We start from the raw sequence: 15,982 nt of genomic DNA on the forward strand, positions 1-15,982 counted from the left end.
ATACTGGCGCATGCCCTCCGATGATCTGCTGAGGGGCAGGGCTCACACCGGATCCGCCCGCTCGTGCGGCGAGCGCCGACCGCGATGGGGCCGGGGATCGGAGCGGGCGCGTTCCCGCAGCAGTCGTTCACGCTCGGCGCGCGCCGACTCCAGGCGCAGCCGCCACGGAGAATAGCGTTCTGCGGCGAGCGCGATCTGCAGCCCCCGCGAGAGCGCGAGATCGGTCGCCGACGCCGGCAGCGCCGCGAGCTCGGCGGCGCGCCCCGGCAGTTGGGCCGCTGCTCCGCAGGCGCTCCAGCGCGCGGCGACCTGCAGGATCCGACTGCGGGTGTCGAGGATCGAATGCCGGGCGCCGGGGATCTCGAGCAGCTGGGCACCGGGAATGCGCTCCGCGAGCTCACGCGCGATGCACGGGGGTGAGATCAGGTCCTGGGAACCGGTGATCACGAGTGTCGGTGCGGTGATCGCCGGTGCCAGCTCATGCAGGTTCAGCTGCTCCCCGGTGAACGGGGGCACCGCCCGTGCCTGCTCCGCCTCCAGCAGGAGCGGATCCAGCGGGCCGCCATCGGCGTGATGCCCGCCGCCGAGCTCGGTGTGCAGGATCCGTGCGGTGAGGTCGTGCTCGATCACGTACGGGGTGGACTGCAGCCAGGACTGGTTCAGGACCTGGCGGACGCTGGTCCAGGTCAGATGCCCGCGCCCCACGGCCAGCAGATCCACCAGATCACGCACCGCCTCCGGCCCGCCGTGCTCGTGGACGGCGAGCACCACCGGCCCCGCCCGAGAGGCGTCGACCGTGCCCTCCTGCGCGAGCCTGCGCAGCGTGCGGGCGGTGGTACCGGTGGACGGCTCGGTGCCCTCCCAGTACAGCGCGCGCAGCGCCTCCTGGGCGATCACCTCGTCCCCCGCACCGGTCAACGGGGAGTCCAGCACCAGCGAGTGCACCCGCTCCGGGTGGAAGATCGCGAGCAGCTGCGCGAGATAGGCGCCGTAGCCGCTGCCCACCACCGCCGCCCGCGGGACCCGGGCGTGGTCGAGCACCGCCACCAGGTCGCCGACCACCTCACGCAGGGACATCGCATGCGGCGGGAGGTCCTCGCCCTCCGCGTCGAGCCGCGACAGACCCACCCCGCGGTGCTCCATCATGAGCACGTCCAGGCCCCGCCCTGCGAGGCTGCGGCGCAGCACGTCATAGGGCAGCACCGAGGCCCGCGCGGGACCGTCGGGGATCAGCAGCACAGGCACCTGCGGCGCAGCGGCACCGCCCGCGGCAGTGCTGCCCGCAGCGGCACCGCCCGCGCCTGCGCTGCTCGCGGCACGGACGCGGCGCGGGACCGTGCGGGCGTAGCGCAGCGGGAACAGCCGCGGGTCCTCGGCGGAGAACTCGCGGTAGACCGTCATCAGGTCGTTGCGCAGCTGGAGCAGATCGTCCTGTGCGGCGCGGTCGAAGAACTCCGAGGGTCGAGAACGGGTGGAGCGGAGTCCGGGCAGAGCGATCACTCGCCGATCCTCCCATCGAGCAGCTCCACCAGGATGTCCAGCTGTCCGGCATGTCGCGCGGTCTCCTCGACCATATGGGCCAGCACCCAGCGCACGGTGCGCACCTCGCCGCCGCCACGCAGCTCCTCTTCCGGCTCGCGGCCGACCAGCTGGTCCCGTGACTGCGCGGTGGCGCTGCGGTAGTCCTCGCGCGCCTCCGTGAGCGAGGCCCCCACCGGGAGCGCCCACTGGCCGCCGGGGTCACGACCGTCTGACCAGCGGTAGCCGACGTCTTCGAGCGGAACCCCGCCGAGCACCTCCCGGAACCAGTAGCGCTCGATATCGGCCAGATGTCGCAGCATCCCGGTCACCGTGGTCTCCGAGCCGACCAGTCGTCGGGCGGCCTGCTCATCGTTCAGCCGTTCGGTCTTCCAGAGCATGGTGGCGCGCAGGAAGTCGAGGAACCCCTCGAGGGTCTCCCGCTCTCCGCTCAGCAGCGGCGGCTCGGGTCGCTGCTCGCCGGGTTCGTCGGCGATCTCCTGCGCCTGCGCTTCTTCTGCGGCGACGGCGTCCCGCTGCTCCGCAGCGAGCCGGTCCACGAGGTCGTCGAGCCCTTCGACCTGGTCTGCAGGGCCGGGATTCGCGGGGCCGGGGTTCGCAGGTCGGGCGTCCTCAGGATCTGATCCCGCAGGATCAGCGCCGGGCCCGTGCGGAGTTGAGGCGGGGACGTTCACGAACGATCTCCGATGGTGTTCCACAGGAAGGTGTACAGCAGCGCGTTCATCCGTGCGGCCTGCTCATTGTTGGCCGCTCCCCCGTGGCCGCCCTCGATGTTCTCCCAGTAGCGCACGTCGGCTCCCAGGGATTCCATGGCGGCGGCGAACTTCCGGGCGTGTCCGGGGTGGACGCGATCATCCCGCGTGGAGGTGAGCACGAACGTCGGCGGATACTGGGCGCCCTTGCCCTCCTGCAGCAGGTGGTAGGGGCTGAACGTGCGGATGTACTCCCAGTCCTCGGTGTCGGGATCCCCGTACTCGGCCATCCAGGAGGCGCCCGCCAGCAGGTGGCTGTACCGCTTCATGTCCAGCAGCGGGACCTGGATGATCACCGCGCCGAACAGCTCCGGGTACAGGGTGACCATGTTCCCGGTGAGCAGCCCGCCGTTGGAGCCGCCGCGCACCGCGAGGTGGGCGCGGTCGGTGACGCCGCGCTCGATCAGGTCCTTCGCCACCGAGGAGAAGTCCTCATAGGCACGGTGTCGGTTCTCCTTGAGCGCGGCCTGGTGCCAGCGGGGGCCGTACTCTCCGCCGCCACGGATGTTGGCCAGCACGTAGGTGCCGCCGCGCTCGAGCCAGGTCTTACCGATCGCCCCGAGATAGGAGGGCGTCAAGGAGATCTCGAAACCGCCGTAGCCGTAGAGCAGGGTGGGTCGGGGCTCGTCGGAGCCCTCGGCGTCCGTCTCCCCGATCCGGGTGATCTCGAAGTACGGGATGCGGGTGCCATCGTCGCTGGTCGCGAAGTGCTGGCTGACGTCCAGGCCCTCCGACTCGAAGCGGGCCGGGGCGGACTTGATGACCGCGAGCTCGCCCGGCTCGCCGCCGCCCGCGACGTCGGCGAGGTCCCCGAGCTGGAGGGTGGTGGGCTCGATGAAGTCGGTGACCGTCACCCAGACCTCGTCGCTGACGTCGGCGTCCACCGCGGAGACCCCGATGGAGCCGCGCAGCTCCGGGTAGAGGTCCTGACGCACCCAGGCGCCGTGCTCGTCGCGGGTGTGCACCTCGAGCCGGTGCACGACGTCTTCGAGGATCGACAGCACCACGGTGGTGCGGGTGATGGTCATGTCCGCGAGCGAAGTGGTCTCGGTGGGCTCGAACAGCATCTGCAGCTCGGGCTCGCCCGCCTGGAAGGCCGCGAAGTCGCCGACCACCAGGGAGCCGGCCGGGTACACCGACTCACCGATCTCCCAGTCGCTGCGGGGGCTGAAGATGCCCAGATCCCGGTGCGCGCTGGCCTCGAGGTCTGCGGGGACCTCGACCGTGGTCAGCGCCGGTGGCTGCTGCGAGCGGTCGACCACGTGGATCGTGTTGTTGTAGAAGGCGTGCGCCTCGATCACCCAGTCCCGCTCCCAGTCAGGGGTCGAGTCATGGGCGGCGAAGATCGCCATATCGGTGTCGGCGACCTCGTGCACCAGCTGAGCCTCATCCAGCGGGGTGCCTCGGTGCCAGATCCGGGCCTGGCGCGCATAGCCGGAGCTGGTCATGGTGCCGTCGCCGAAATCGGTCGAGACCCAGACGGTGTCGGCGTCGATCCAGCTCAGCGATCCCTTCGCCTCCGGACGCTCGAAGCCGCCCTCGGCTGCGGTCACGAAGGAGAGGGTCTCGAGATCGAACTCTCGGGTGACATCCGCATCCGAGCCTCCGTGGGAGAGATCGACCAGGGCATGGCGGTAGGGCTGCCCCTCCTGCGGGCGCAGCAGGCTCGCGCCGTGCCACACCCAGTCCTCCCCCTCGGCCTCGTTGAGCGCATCGACGTCCAGCAGCACCTCCCACTCGGGCTCCTCGGTGCGGTAGGACTCCAGGGTGGTGCGCCGCCAGAGCCCGCGCTCATGCTCGGCATCGGTCCAGAAGTTGTAGAGGAAGTCGCCGCGCTTGGTGACGCCCGGGATGCGGTCCTTGGCATCGAGGATCTCTCGGATCTCCTCCTGCAGCGTCGTGGCCAGCGGGTCACCCGAGGGATCATGGGGATCGCCGACGCCGTCCAGCTCCGACTCCGCCGCTGCGTTGCGCTCGCGCACCCACGCGAGCGCCTCGTCCCCAGTGACCTCCTCGAGCCACTGATGCGGATCCGCGCTGCCATCGGGGGCGGGCAGCTGGGGACCCGGGGCGGGGCGAGCGGCAGAGTCCGTCATCACGTCGGGGTCGGTCATCGCGGCGGGGTCGGTCATCGGTTCTCCTGGTCGAAGTCGGCGGGATCAGTGATGTCGGTGACGTCAGGTGACGTCGGTGACGTCGGTGAAGTCGGTGAGTGTGGTCTTCCAGGTGGTCTTCCAGACCTCCCGGGCATCAGCGGTCTCGAGGCCCTTGTGCTCGATACCGAGGGTGCTGCGCTCCTCGTCCTTGGCGGTGATGTTCACGGAGAGCCGGCTTCCGTCGCTCACGGCAGCACGCCAATAGCGCCACTTCGGGGTATCGCTGAGGCTGGGCTGCTCGAGCCCCAGCTCCTCGCGACGCGCAGCCGACATGAAGGCATCCCACCGCGAGCGCACGGCATCGGGATCTCCGGGAAGGGTGCGGGAGGCGGACGCGGCGAAATCGCCCGCGCAGCCCTGGCCCACCACACGACGGCCGATGATCTGTTCATAGGCGACGGTCACGCCCTGTGCCCACCACTCGCTGATCTCCCACCGCTGCGGCAGCAGGCGGGCAATCGCTGTGTGGTCGAGTTCGCGGCCTCCGGCGTCGTCGATCCGCTGCACCCAGGCCGCCAGCGACGTCCCGGTGCCGGACTCGATCCGCGGGGCATGGGGATGCTCCTGCGGCGGGGTCTCGGTGCTCATGGGGCCACCTTACGGGGGCGCAGGTGGCTCCGCTCACGTCCCGCTGGCATCGGTGCCGCTCATGGAACACTGACGCCATGCGTCGTCGTCACCTCCTGGCTCTCACCCCCGCGGCGGCCCTCGCCGCCTGCACTGCCGAGGGACCCGACCAGGACCCGGGAGCCGACGGGCCCGGCGGCTCCAGCGACGGAGGCGGCGCCGAGGGACCGCCATCGCAGACGGCCAGCACAGCGGCGACCAGCACAGCCCCCGCCACCACGGAGCCCCCCACCGTTGCTGAGCTGCTGCTGGAGACGCTCTCCCCTCGCGAGCTCGCCGGGCAGCTGGTGCTGGTGGGGATCCCTGCCGGCTCCGAGATCCCCGAGCAGGTGCTGACCGAGCATCACGCGGGCGGGATCTTCCTGCTCCAGGTCTGGGAGAGCGCCGAGGCCGTGGACCGCACGGTCACCGCCGCGCGCGAGCTCTCCCGTCCCGATCTCCCGGCGCTGATCGCCGTCGACCAGGAGGGCGGGCAGGTCAGGATGCTGCGTGGCGATGCCGCCCGGAAGACCCCGTCGGCCGAGAAGCTCGGCGCGCAGGGAATCGACGCCGTGACAGAGGCGTACACGAGCATCGGTGAGGATCTCGCCGCCCGCGGCATCCAGGTCGCGCTCGCGCCGGTCGCTGACGTGGTGGATCCCGCCCTGGGCGATGCCAACGAGCCCGTCGGCGGGCTGGACCGAGGCTTCGGCACCGAGCCGAACGCGGTGGGCGCGTGCGTGGCGGCCGCGACCACAGCTCTTGCCGCCCAGGGCATCGCCGCGACCCTCAAGCACTTCCCGGGCCTGGGACGCGTGGAGCAGAACACGGATTTCTCCGCCGAGGGGATCGAGGACGAGGTCACCGGGCCCGAGGATCCGTTCCTGGAGTCCTTCCGCGCCGGGATCGAGGCCGGCGCGCAGCTGGTGATGATGTCCTCGGCGATCTATCCGCAGCTCGAGGCCGGAGTCCCGGCGATGTTCTCCGCCGCGGCGATCCAGGATCTGCTGCGCGACGGACTCGGGTTCGAGGGGCTGGTGGTGACCGACGACATCGGCGCGGCGAAGGCCGTCGCCTCCGTCCCCGTCGCCGAGCGCGCCACCCGCCTGCTGGAGGCGGGAGGCGACGCCGTGCTGACGGCCGATGCCTCGCTCACCGGAGAGCTGGTCGATGCGATCGAAGGCTGGGCCGCGCAGAGCCCGGAGCAGGAGCAGCGGGTGCGGGAGTCCGCGGGCCGGATGCTCGCGCTCAAGGAGCAGCTGGGGCTGCTCCAGGGATAGCCCGCCCCCGCGAGTTCCTCCTCCGCGCCGGGAGGTCAGTCCCTGTCGAGGGTGATGAGGTGGTTCACCGGGCTGAAGCCTCCCTCATGGCGGGAGATCTGCCAGCCCTGGGCGTTCTCCGTCGCGCTCGCGACGAACTCGCGGGCGGAGGCGACGATGGTCACCATGTCATCATCGGTGCCCGCTTCGCCGATCTCCCCCAGCTCCCCCGCCCGGTCGAACTCTGCGATCCGGGCGAGCTGCGCCGCGATCGCGGCGGACAAGGTCGATCCGGCACCGCGGACTCGCCGGTCCGGCAGCCGCCGGGCCCGCAGCAGATCGGTGCCGCCCTGATGAACCAGCACGTCCACCACATCCTCGCCCTCCAGCCGGCCCCCGGTGATCAGCACCGCGCCCGGCCCCAGCGCCTGCAGCGCGAGCGCCTGCTCGCGGATCTCGTCGATCGAGGTCGCCAGCGGACGGCCCAGCAGCTGGGCGGCCTCGGCCATGTTCGGGGTGAGCACATCCGCCAGCGGCAGCAGCTCCGTCGCGAGCGCGCTCGCCCCCTCCGCGGAGATCAGCGCGGTGCCGTCGGCGCTGACCATCACCGGGTCCAGCACGATCCGTCCCAGCCTTCCGCGATGGGCGCGGAGCGCGGCGGCCACCGCCTGGACCGCTGCGGCGCTGCCCAGAGCACCGATCTTGGTGGCGTCGAGCCGGAGGTCGCCCGCGACCGCGTCGATCTGGCGGCGCACCACGTCGCCGGGCAGCGGATGGGTGCTCTGCACGCCGTTGGTCGTGACGACGGTGATCATGCTGACCGCGCTCGCCCCGTAGGTGCCCAGCGCCGTGAAAGTCTTGAGATCCGCCTGGATGCCGGCGGCACCGTGGGTCTCCGAGTCGGCGATGGTCAGGACGAGGGGCGGGCGCATGCGGACTCCATCTCTCGGGGAACCCGGCTCCGGAGGGGCACGGGACGGGCGAGCCCCGGGCTGCGGGCCTGTCCGTGAGCGGAGAGTACCAATCACGGCTGGCATCTCTATCCTGGGAGCGATCCCGCGGGGCCCCGCGTGCGAGAATCACCCGGGGCGGGCACGCCGAAGGCGCCCGCGGGGAACGCGAACGGAACTCCGCACAGCGGCGATGGGGAGACAGCGGAGGTGGGGATGGGCACGGAGTCAGGCGGCGAGCAGCAGCCGGAGGAGTCCTCGCTGCCCGATTTCTCCGCGCAGTCCTCGGACGGGCTGCCCGATTTCGATTCCTCGCAGGGACCGGTGACCCTCGGCGCGCCGAGCGATCGTGCCCTGCGCCGCAGCCGCACCACGATGCTGGCCGTCATCGGCTCCGCGGTGGTGGTGCTCGCAGTGGTCGCGCTGGTCCTCTCGCAGACCGTCTTCCGCTCGGTGCTGGCGGACCCCGACCCCACCGCCTATCAGACCGGCGAACGCTCGGCCAAGGGGCAGTCGGAGTACGTGCCGGATCCCCAGGACCCGGACATCGCCCCGCCCCCGCCGATCTTCACCCAGGCGCCGACCACCGAGTGCACGGTGCCGCTGAACGCCGATTCCCCGCCCGCCGAACCCGGGAAGGTGCGCGGCGGCGGGCTGGAGTACACGAATCCTCCGGGCTGGGGAGACGGCTGGGTGGTCAGCTCGCTGCCCTATCTCACCGAGGTCGGTGCCGATTCCCGCCAGGTGGAGGGCGGCTGGTTCAGCGTGCTGAACCTCGGCCGGGTCTCCTTCCCCGAGGACGAGGGCGGATATCCCGGCCTCGAGCCCGCTGCGGTCGCGATCTTCCAGTGCTACGCCACCACCTCGGGGGTGCTCTCCCACTTCGGTGAGCATCCCGAGGTCACCGACTACCGCTCCGAAGTCATGAGCGTGGACGGCACCGCCGCGTGGATCGTCCAGGCGACCTACCACTTCGAGGATCCCAGCGTGCTCGAGTCCTCGAGCGCCTCGGTCGTCACCTCGATCGTCGTGGAGACCCCGAACGGCCCCAGCGCCCTGACCGGCGATGTCGCCGCCGATCAGCCTGAACACGCCCAGAACCTCGAGGACATCATCGCGAGCCTCGCCGTCGTCGAATGATGACCCGTCCCGAACACCGCACGTCGAGAGATCATCGCCCGTCGAAGGAGCCGCAGTGCACACCGGACCCCAGTACACCTCCACCCAGCAGCAGGCCGGTGGGAACGGTGGGCGCGGCGCCGCCCTGCTGATCGGCGGGATCGCCTTCGCCGTGGTCTTCCTGCTCATCGTGGGCGCGACCGTGGGCTACCTGGTGCTGCGCCCCGCAGGGGGCGGCGGAGGGTCGACGGTGACCTCCTCGTCCGCGAGCACGTCGGTCGCTCCGGAGACCCCGTCCACCTCGGAGACCCCCTCGCCCACCCCGGCCGACGTCGAGGCGGAACGCTGCTGGACCCCGGATCGGTCCGAGCGGACCTCCACCAACCCCTCCGGCAAGCTGCGCGGAGGCGGGCTGCAGTTCATCCCGCCGACGCTCTACGCCGAGCGCGGCGGCCCGCGGGGCATCGCCTACGCCAATGACCTGCAGGGCGCTCAGGCCCACGTCACGGAGAACTGGACCTCCACCATGGTGGTCGGCGCGATCGAGTGGCAGCCCGGCATCGAGTACCCCGGGGCCGAGGTCGCCTCACAGACCATCGTGAGCTGCTACTTCTCCTCGGACATCTGGGGCGGCACCAGTGGCCGCTCACTGGATGACGAGATCACCGAACCGGTCACGATCGCCGGACTGCCCGGCTACCGCACGACCGCGACCGTGAACTTCGCCGTCTCGGACATCGACGAGGTGACCGCCACCGAACTGGTGGTGGTGGTGCTCGAGACCGACCAGGGCCCGAGCCTGTTCATGACCGAGACCAACACCGGGACTGCCGAGCACATGGAAGCCGCGGACCAGGCCTACGAGTCGCTCACCGGAATCTCCTGAGTCCAGCTCAGACCACCGAGGACTCAGACCACCGAGGACGCGAGCCGGCAGAGGTTGTCGACCACCTGCATCGCTCGAGGACGCTGTCGCCATTCCTCGAGGGTGAGCTGTCGGCTGCGCGAGCGATAGGTCGCCTCCACCTCACGCATCTTCACCATGAAGTCGGTGCCCCCGACCATCAGCGAGCACTCCATCTGCAGCAGGAACGAGCGCATGTCCATGTTCGAGGAGCCGATCACCGTCACCGAGTCGTCGATGGTGACGTGCTTGGCGTGCAGGATGGTCGGGACGCGGTAGAGCCAGATCGTGACCCCGGCCTCGAGCAGCATCGAGTAGTACGAGCGCTGGGCATGGAAGACCAGGAACTGGTCCCCGATCTCGGAGACGAACAGCTCGACCTCCACCCCGCGCCGGGCGGCGGTGACGAGCGCCGCGAGCATCGACTCGTCGGGCACGAAGTAGGGCGAGACCGCGACGATCCGGCGGGAGGCGGAGTAGAACAGCTGGTTGAACAGCGCCAGATTGTTCTCCGCGACGAAGCCGGGCCCGCTGGGCACCAGCTGGCACTCGTAGCTGCCCGAGGTGTCCGGGGAGGGACGCACCACCGTCTCCTCCGGCAGCATCTGCTCGGACTCGTAGAACCAGTCGGTGGCGAACAGCAGGTTCAGCTCCGAGACGATCGGGCCGCGGAACCGGACCATCGTCTCCTGCCAGTGGAGCCCGCGGCGGATGTTGGAGCGCTTGTCGTAGTGGGCGGCGATCAGGTTCTGGCTGCCCATCCAGCCGACCTCGCCGTCGACGATCACCATCTTGCGGTGGTTGCGGAGGTCAGGCCGCTGGAAGGCACCGTCCCGGAACGGCTGGATCGGGTTCATCGGGAAGTGCTCGATGCCGTGGGCGTCGAGCATGCGGCGCATCGCCCGATACTGCGACCCGTGGCTGAGCGCACCCCAGTGGTCGTAGAGCACCCGGACCGGGACGCCCGCGTCGGCGCGCTCTCCGAGGGCCGCGAAGAAGTCCTCGGTGATCTCGTCCAGCCCCATGATGTAGAAGAGCACGTGCACGCTCTCGCGTGCGGAGCGCACGTCAGCTGCCATCCGCGCGATCGAGGTGTCGTAGTCGATCTCGAGATCCGCGGAGTTCCGGCCCGTGAGCGGGAAGGCGCCGAGCTCACGGTTCAGCCGCACCGCAGCCTGCAGCCAGCTGGGCACGTCCTCATCGAGCTCGCTGTCGGGGATATTCTGCGCCCGCACCCGCATCAGGCGGTTGACGGCCCGCTGCTTCTCGCGCCTGCGGCGCGGCAGCTGTGCGTTCCCCAGCATCAGGTACAGGGGGAAGCCGATCAGCGGGATCACCATGATCGCGAGCAGCCAGGCGATCGCCGAACCCGGCCGACGGTTGCGGGGCACCACGATCAGGCTCACCAGACGCAGCACGATGTCGAGCGCCCAGTAGACGTACGTGAACACCAGGACCCCGTGGTCGAGCAGCCATTGCCACACGTCGGTCACCCTCAGCTCCTCTGGTCGGAAACGGGAACGGCGGGCCCCAGAGGGACCCGCCGTTCAGGATACGGGGACGCAGTCGCCGCCCGAGGTGATGCTGATCAGTCGTTGCCGCGCAGGATCATCAGGATCCGCAGGATCTCGACGTACAGCCACACCATGGTGACCGTGACGCCGAAGGCGAGGCGCCAGGCGTACTTGCGCGGCACGCCTGCCTCGGCCGCGTGCTGGACGCCCTCGAAGTCCATCACCAGCGAGTACGAGGCCAGCACCACGGCGATGCCGCCGATGGCCAGGCCCAGCATGCCGTCGCGCAGGCTCTGGCCCATCAGCAGCATCGCGCCGATGTTGACCAGGCCGAACAGCATGTAGGCGATCATCGCGACCATGAAGATCTTGTTCAGGCGCGGGGAGGTGCGCAGCACGCCCATCCGGAACAGGACCAGCACGGTGCCGGCGACGGCGAGGGTGCCCACCACGGCCTGCAGCGCGATGCCGGGGTAGAAGTACTCCATGGTGCCGCTGAGGCCGCCGAGGAACAGGCCCTCGAATCCGGCGTAGAGCACCACCAGGATCGGCGAGGGCTGCTTCTTGAAGATGTTGATCAGCGCCGTGATCAGCCCGCCGACCACGCCGATCAGGGTCGCGGCGCCAGCGATCGCCAGGCCCGCCTGGGCTCCGGCCTCGCCAGCCATGAAGGCCAGCGCGTAGGGCAGCATCGCGACCGCGAAGCCGACCACGATGACGATGCCGAGGGTCGCGGTGATGGCGTTCAGCGCATCCCGCATCGTCATCCGGCCGGTGTCGTGACCGGTCGCGGAGGGACGGGCGTACATCGCCTCGAGCTGCTCCGCACCCGGCTGGGCCGTCGCGCTCTGGCCGTAGCCCTGCTGGGCGAAGCCCGAGGACCACTGGGTGTTCTGGGCGGGTGCGGCCTGTGCCGAGTTGCCGAAGCGCGGGGCGTTGTAGTTCGCACCGTTCTGAACGGCCTGGTCGCGGCCGAACACGATGTTGTGGCGTGCCATGGGGCTCCTCACGTGGGATCAGGTGGGTCGACGACCGACGCCAGGAGTGCGCTTCGTCGGACCGATTCCGCCATGGTACGGCGGAAACCCGAGATCTCGCTGTGTGCATGCTCTGCTCAGAGCGAAGGGCCGCATGCCGGGCCAGGCCCTCAGACCGAGCTGATGACCTCGCGGAAGCGGCGCAGCCGTGTGTCCTCGCTCGAGAAGAACTCCTCGGGTGTGCCGTCCTGCAGGACCTTCCCGTCCTCGAGGAACAGCACCCTGTTCGCGACCTGCTTCGCGAAGGCGAGGGAATGGGTGACGACCACGAGCGTGCGCTGCTCGGCGGCGAGTTCAGCGAGCACCGCGACCACCTCGGCGGCGAGCTCCGGATCCAGCGCGGAGGTCGGTTCGTCGAACAGCAGGAAATCGGGGTCCATGGCAAGGGCCCGGGCGATCGCGACCCGCTGCTGCTGCCCGCCGGAGAGGCGGTCGGGATAGGAGTCGGCCTTGTCGGCGAGCCCCACCTTCTCCAGCAGCTCCCTTCCCCGCTGGTCCGCCGCCTGCCGGGTCTGGCCGCGGTTCTCGCGCGGGGCGAGAGTGACGTTGCCGAGCGCGGTGAGATGAGGGAAGAGATTGAACTGCTGGAACACCATTGTCGAGCGGGAGCGGATCTCCCGCACCCGGGTGGCGGTCAGCCTCCCGCCGACCTCGATCGGCCCCTCCCCCAGGTCGATCGTGCCGCCGTCGGGCTTCTCGAGCAGATTCAGGCAGCGCAGCAGGGTGGATTTGCCGGACCCGGAGGGGCCCAGCAGCACCGAGGTGGTGCCGCGCTCGACGTCCAGGGAGACATCGTCGAGGGCGACCAGCTCACCGAAGGTCTTGCGCAGGCCACGCACCCGCAGCGGATCATCAGCGGACATGGGCGGACACCTTCTTCTCCAACTGGTTCTGGCCGAGGCTGAGCAGGGAGACCAGCGCCAGATAGATCAGCGCGACCTCCGTGTACATGATGAGCGGCTCGTAGGTGGCGGCCGCGATCTGCCGACCCACCTGGAAGACGTCGATCAGCGTGATCGCGAAGACCAGGCTGGTGCCCTTGACCAGATCGATGAAGTCATTGGCCAGCGGCGGCAGCACGATCCGCATGGCCTGCGGGGCGACCACCTTGCGGAAGGTGGCCGCGCGCGAGAGATTCAGCGACTGAGCGGCCTCGAACTGTCCGCGCGGGATCGAGAGGATCGAGGCGCGGACCGCCTCGGAGGCGTAGGCCCCGGTGTTCAGGGCCAGCGTGATCACCGCCGCTGGGAACGCAGCCAGCTCGATGCCCACGCTGGGCAGGCCGAAGTAGACGATGAACAGCTGCACCACCAGCGGTGTCCCACGGAACACCTGCACATAGATCCAGGCCGCCGCCTTCAGAGGCGCCGGCGCATACAGCCGCGTGAGGGCCACCACCACCGCGATCACCAGCGCGATCGCGAAGGACAGCAGCGACAGCGGGACCGTCATCTCGATCATCGCGGTCAGCAGCCGTGGGAGCGACTCGATCCAGAGCTCGAGGAAGCGGGGCATCGGGTGTCTCAGCCCTCAGGGGTGATGTCCTGGCCCACCCATTCCTCGTAGATGGCGCTCAGGGAGCCATCGGATTTCATCCCGTCCAGGATCTCGTCCACCGCGCCGAGCAGGGCATCCTGGCCCTTCTGCATGATCGCGCCGACCGTGACGTCGGTGGGCAGCTCGGCGTCCAGCAGGCGGAAGGCGGCATCGGGATGCTCCTCCTGGTACGTCTGGAAGGAGATGATGTCGTTGGCGGTCGCGTCGGCCCGCCCCTGGATCACCAGCTCTATGGCTTCGGCGAAGCCCTGCACCGGGACGATCTCGGCACCGAGGGCCTCCATCTGCTGCGCCCAGTTGCTGGTCGCAGTCTGCGCGGAACGCTTGCCCTCGAGCTCCTCGACGGTCTGGACCTCGGAACCCTCCGGCACGGCGATACGGCCGATCGAGCGGGCGTAGGGTTCGGTGAAGGCGTACTTCTCCTCCCGCTCCGGGGTGATGCCGACGTTGTTGACAACCAGGTCGTAGCGGTCCACGTCGAGGCCGGCGATGAGCGAGTCCCACTCGGTCTCGATGTACTCCGGCGTGACCCCCAGCCCTTCGGCGATCGCGTCGGCGATCTCCTTCTCGAAGCCGACCAGCTCACCGGTCTCGTCATGGAAGGCGTAGGGGCGGTAGGTGCCCTCGAGACCGATCCGGATGGTCCCGTTCTCCTGGACGCGGGCCAGGATGTCCTCGTCCCCTCCGCCGGAGCCGCCCTCGGAGCTGCAGGCGGCCAGGAAGGCGGCGACCGAGGCCCCGCCGAGGGCGAGGGCGAGGCGGCGGGTGGGGCGCGGTGCGATGGTCATGGTGTGGTCCTCGTTCGTGGTCGGAGAGGGGCGGTCGGGTCGGGCAGGGGCTCAGCGAGCGGCGACGAGGGCCTGGTCGAGGTCGTCGAGCAGATCCTGGAGGTTCTCGATGCCGACGCTGAGGCGCAGCAGCTCGGGGCTGATCCCGGCGTTCGCGCGAGCCTCGTCGGTCATCGCCTCGTGAGTCATCGTGGCCGGGCGGCAGATCAGGGACTCCACCCCGCCGAGGCTCACCGCATAGGCGGGATAGTGCAGCGCCTCGAGGAAGGCGACCCGGTCCAGCCCGTCGGCGAGCTCGAAGGAGAGCACCGCGCCGCCGCCGGTGGCCTGGGAGGCGTGGATGCGCGCCTCCTCCTCGCTGTACGAGCCGGGGTACCAGACCCGGGCGATGTCCTCGCGCTCGCGCAGATGGGCGACGATCGCGCCGGCGTTCTCCTGCTGGCGCTCGAGGCGCAGCGGGAGGGTCTTGATCGACTGGATCAGCCGGAAGGAGTCCTGCGGGGCGAGCACCCCGCCCTGGGCCTTCTGGGCGAGGGCGAAGGCCTCGGCGAGCGCGTCGTCGTTGGTGGTGATGGTGCCGGCCAGCAGGTCGGAGTGGCCGGCGAGGTACTTGGTGGCGGACTGCACGACCACGTCGGCCCCGAGGTCGAGCGGCTTCTGCAGCACGGGCGTCATGAAGGTGTTGTCGACGATCACCAGGGCGCCGTGGCGGTGCGCGAGCTCGGAGATCCGGCGCAGGTCGGTGATCCGGAGGGTCGGATTGGCCGGGGTCTCGATGAAGACGGCCCGGGTGGAGGGGGTGAAGTCCGCATCGGTGAGCGCGCCGAGATCGTCGACGAAGCGCCCGGTGACCCCTCGGCCCGGCAGCACCAGATCCACGAAGCGGTAGGTGCCGCCGTAGACGCTCGCCGGCAGCAGCACCTCGTCGCCGACGACCAGGGTCGACAGGGCGGCTGCGGTGGCCGCCATCCCGGAGGCGAAGGCGAAGCCGTGCTGCGCTCCCTCGAGCGCGGCCAGCACGGTCTCGAGCTGTGCTCGGGTGGGGTTCGCACCGCGCTGGTAGGCGAAGTCGCCGCCCTCGCTCGCGCAGTCGAGCGCGAAGGTCGAGGAGAGGTGCACGGGCGGGACCACGGCTCCGTGCTCGAAATCCCTCAGGGTATGCACGGCGGCGGTCTGGATGTGCACGGTGGCTCCTCAGCTCCTCGGATCGATGGCTGAGTACCACTCTAGGTCGCCGTCGCGCCAGCCCAGAGGGCTGGATGAACGACTGTGACGCATAAGCCAGAGATCGCAGGGGTTCAAGGAGAGCTTGGGGGGCGGTGAGGGTCGCAGGGCCCCTCGCGGTCAGGAGCCGACGGGCACCGGGATCGCGTCGGTGCGGGTGGGGACCTCGCGGGCGGCCTCGCGGGCAGCGTCAGGGACGACGACCGGGATCGCTCCGGTGTAGGTCGCCTCGTGCTCCCGCAGCACGGCGAGGGTGCGACGGGAGCGCACCCGCAGCGCCAGCAGGGTGCCGGCGACCAGGGCGAAGCCGAGGCTCGCCAGGACGATCGCGACCAGCATCGGCGCGCGGTAGCCGAAGCCTGCCGCGATCACCGCGCCGCCGAGAGCCGCACCGAGGGCGTTGGCGACGTTGAACGCGGCCTGGTTCAGGGAGGCCCCGAGCACCTCCGAGCGGTGCGCGACCCTGATCAGCCAGGTCTGCAGGGCCGGGCTGAGTGCGGAGCTCGCGAAGTTGACGGCGAAGAAGCCGATCAGCAGTCCGACCACCGAGTCCTGGGACCCCAGGAACAGCCCCACC

The 15,982-nt window shown here is 70.1% G+C and carries 15 protein-coding genes; 3 read left to right on the top strand and 12 right to left on the bottom strand.

Going from position 1 to position 15,982, the window contains the following annotated elements; genetic code table 11:
* Positions 1 to 42: 42 nt before the first annotated feature.
* Genes ACT3SQ_RS02230 through ACT3SQ_RS02245 form a run of 4 tightly spaced genes read right to left on the bottom strand, consistent with a single transcriptional unit; the run spans position 43 to position 5,035 of the window.
* Positions 43 to 1,500, bottom strand: a complete 1,458-nt coding sequence (locus ACT3SQ_RS02230) for an alpha/beta fold hydrolase (RefSeq protein ID WP_444600776.1) — start codon at positions 1,498 to 1,500, stop codon at positions 43 to 45.
* Positions 1,497 to 2,213 (bottom strand): DinB family protein, encoded by a 717-nt coding sequence (locus ACT3SQ_RS02235; protein ID WP_441443406.1) that lies wholly within the window; start codon positions 2,211 to 2,213, stop codon positions 1,497 to 1,499. Before ACT3SQ_RS02235 ends, ACT3SQ_RS02230 begins: the two co-directional genes overlap by 4 nt.
* Positions 2,210 to 4,423: a prolyl oligopeptidase family serine peptidase gene (locus ACT3SQ_RS02240; protein ID WP_441443407.1), complete on the bottom strand. Its 2,214-nt coding sequence runs from the start codon at positions 4,421 to 4,423 to the stop codon at positions 2,210 to 2,212. Before ACT3SQ_RS02240 ends, ACT3SQ_RS02235 begins: the two co-directional genes overlap by 4 nt.
* A gap of 45 nt (positions 4,424 to 4,468) precedes the next feature.
* Positions 4,469 to 5,035 (bottom strand): hypothetical protein, encoded by a 567-nt coding sequence (locus ACT3SQ_RS02245; RefSeq protein WP_442331984.1) that lies wholly within the window; start codon positions 5,033 to 5,035, stop codon positions 4,469 to 4,471.
* Positions 5,036 to 5,112: 77 nt separating this feature from the next.
* On the opposite strand from ACT3SQ_RS02245, the gene ACT3SQ_RS02250 reads away from it, so the two are divergent.
* Positions 5,113 to 6,333 carry a glycoside hydrolase family 3 N-terminal domain-containing protein gene (locus ACT3SQ_RS02250; RefSeq protein WP_441443409.1) on the top strand — a complete coding sequence of 407 codons (1,221 nt, stop codon included), beginning with the start codon at positions 5,113 to 5,115 and terminating at the stop codon, positions 6,331 to 6,333.
* Positions 6,334 to 6,368: 35 nt separating this feature from the next.
* On the opposite strand, the gene thiD is transcribed toward ACT3SQ_RS02250, so the two are convergent.
* A complete protein-coding gene (thiD, locus tag ACT3SQ_RS02255; RefSeq protein WP_444600777.1) occupies positions 6,369 to 7,244 on the bottom strand; it encodes a bifunctional hydroxymethylpyrimidine kinase/phosphomethylpyrimidine kinase in 876 nt (291 codons plus the stop codon).
* 234 nt (positions 7,245 to 7,478) lie between these two features.
* Here thiD and ACT3SQ_RS02260 point away from each other — a divergent pair, with 234 nt between their 5' ends.
* Positions 7,479 to 8,402, top strand: a complete 924-nt coding sequence (locus ACT3SQ_RS02260; RefSeq protein ID WP_441443411.1) for a hypothetical protein — start codon at positions 7,479 to 7,481, stop codon at positions 8,400 to 8,402.
* 55 nt (positions 8,403 to 8,457) lie between these two features.
* Complete coding sequence (locus ACT3SQ_RS02265; protein WP_444600778.1) at positions 8,458 to 9,267, top strand: hypothetical protein; 810 nt, start codon at positions 8,458 to 8,460, stop codon at positions 9,265 to 9,267.
* Between the two features lie 23 nt (positions 9,268 to 9,290).
* Here ACT3SQ_RS02265 and cls read toward each other — a convergent pair whose 3' ends face one another.
* The 7 genes from cls to ACT3SQ_RS02300 all read right to left on the bottom strand — a co-directional run.
* The gene (gene cls / locus ACT3SQ_RS02270; RefSeq protein ID WP_444501762.1) at positions 9,291 to 10,778 is read right to left on the bottom strand and encodes a cardiolipin synthase; all 1,488 of its coding nucleotides are present in this window, start codon (positions 10,776 to 10,778) and stop codon (positions 9,291 to 9,293) included.
* Between the two features lie 95 nt (positions 10,779 to 10,873).
* Entirely contained in the window at positions 10,874 to 11,797 is a 924-nt protein-coding gene (locus ACT3SQ_RS02275) for a Bax inhibitor-1/YccA family protein (RefSeq protein WP_441443414.1), read from the bottom strand.
* Between the two features lie 149 nt (positions 11,798 to 11,946).
* Entirely contained in the window at positions 11,947 to 12,699 is a 753-nt protein-coding gene (locus ACT3SQ_RS02280) for an amino acid ABC transporter ATP-binding protein (protein ID WP_444600779.1), read from the bottom strand.
* Positions 12,689 to 13,351, bottom strand: a complete 663-nt coding sequence (locus ACT3SQ_RS02285; RefSeq protein WP_441443416.1) for an amino acid ABC transporter permease — start codon at positions 13,349 to 13,351, stop codon at positions 12,689 to 12,691. The genes ACT3SQ_RS02280 and ACT3SQ_RS02285 overlap by 11 nt, the downstream gene beginning before the upstream one ends.
* An 8-nt stretch (positions 13,352 to 13,359) precedes the next feature.
* Positions 13,360 to 14,181 carry a transporter substrate-binding domain-containing protein gene (locus ACT3SQ_RS02290; RefSeq protein ID WP_444600780.1) on the bottom strand — a complete coding sequence of 274 codons (822 nt, stop codon included), beginning with the start codon at positions 14,179 to 14,181 and terminating at the stop codon, positions 13,360 to 13,362.
* A gap of 51 nt (positions 14,182 to 14,232) precedes the next feature.
* Positions 14,233 to 15,366 (bottom strand): trans-sulfuration enzyme family protein, encoded by a 1,134-nt coding sequence (locus tag ACT3SQ_RS02295; RefSeq protein ID WP_444600781.1) that lies wholly within the window; start codon positions 15,364 to 15,366, stop codon positions 14,233 to 14,235.
* A 159-nt stretch (positions 15,367 to 15,525) separates the two neighbouring features.
* The coding region (locus tag ACT3SQ_RS02300; protein ID WP_444600782.1) for an MFS transporter at positions 15,526 to 15,982 on the bottom strand (457 nt) is incomplete at its 5' end.

Origin of the sequence: Brachybacterium sp. AOP42-C2-15, assembly GCF_052377065.1 — a bacterium.
GTDB lineage: Bacteria > Actinomycetota > Actinomycetes > Actinomycetales > Dermabacteraceae > Brachybacterium.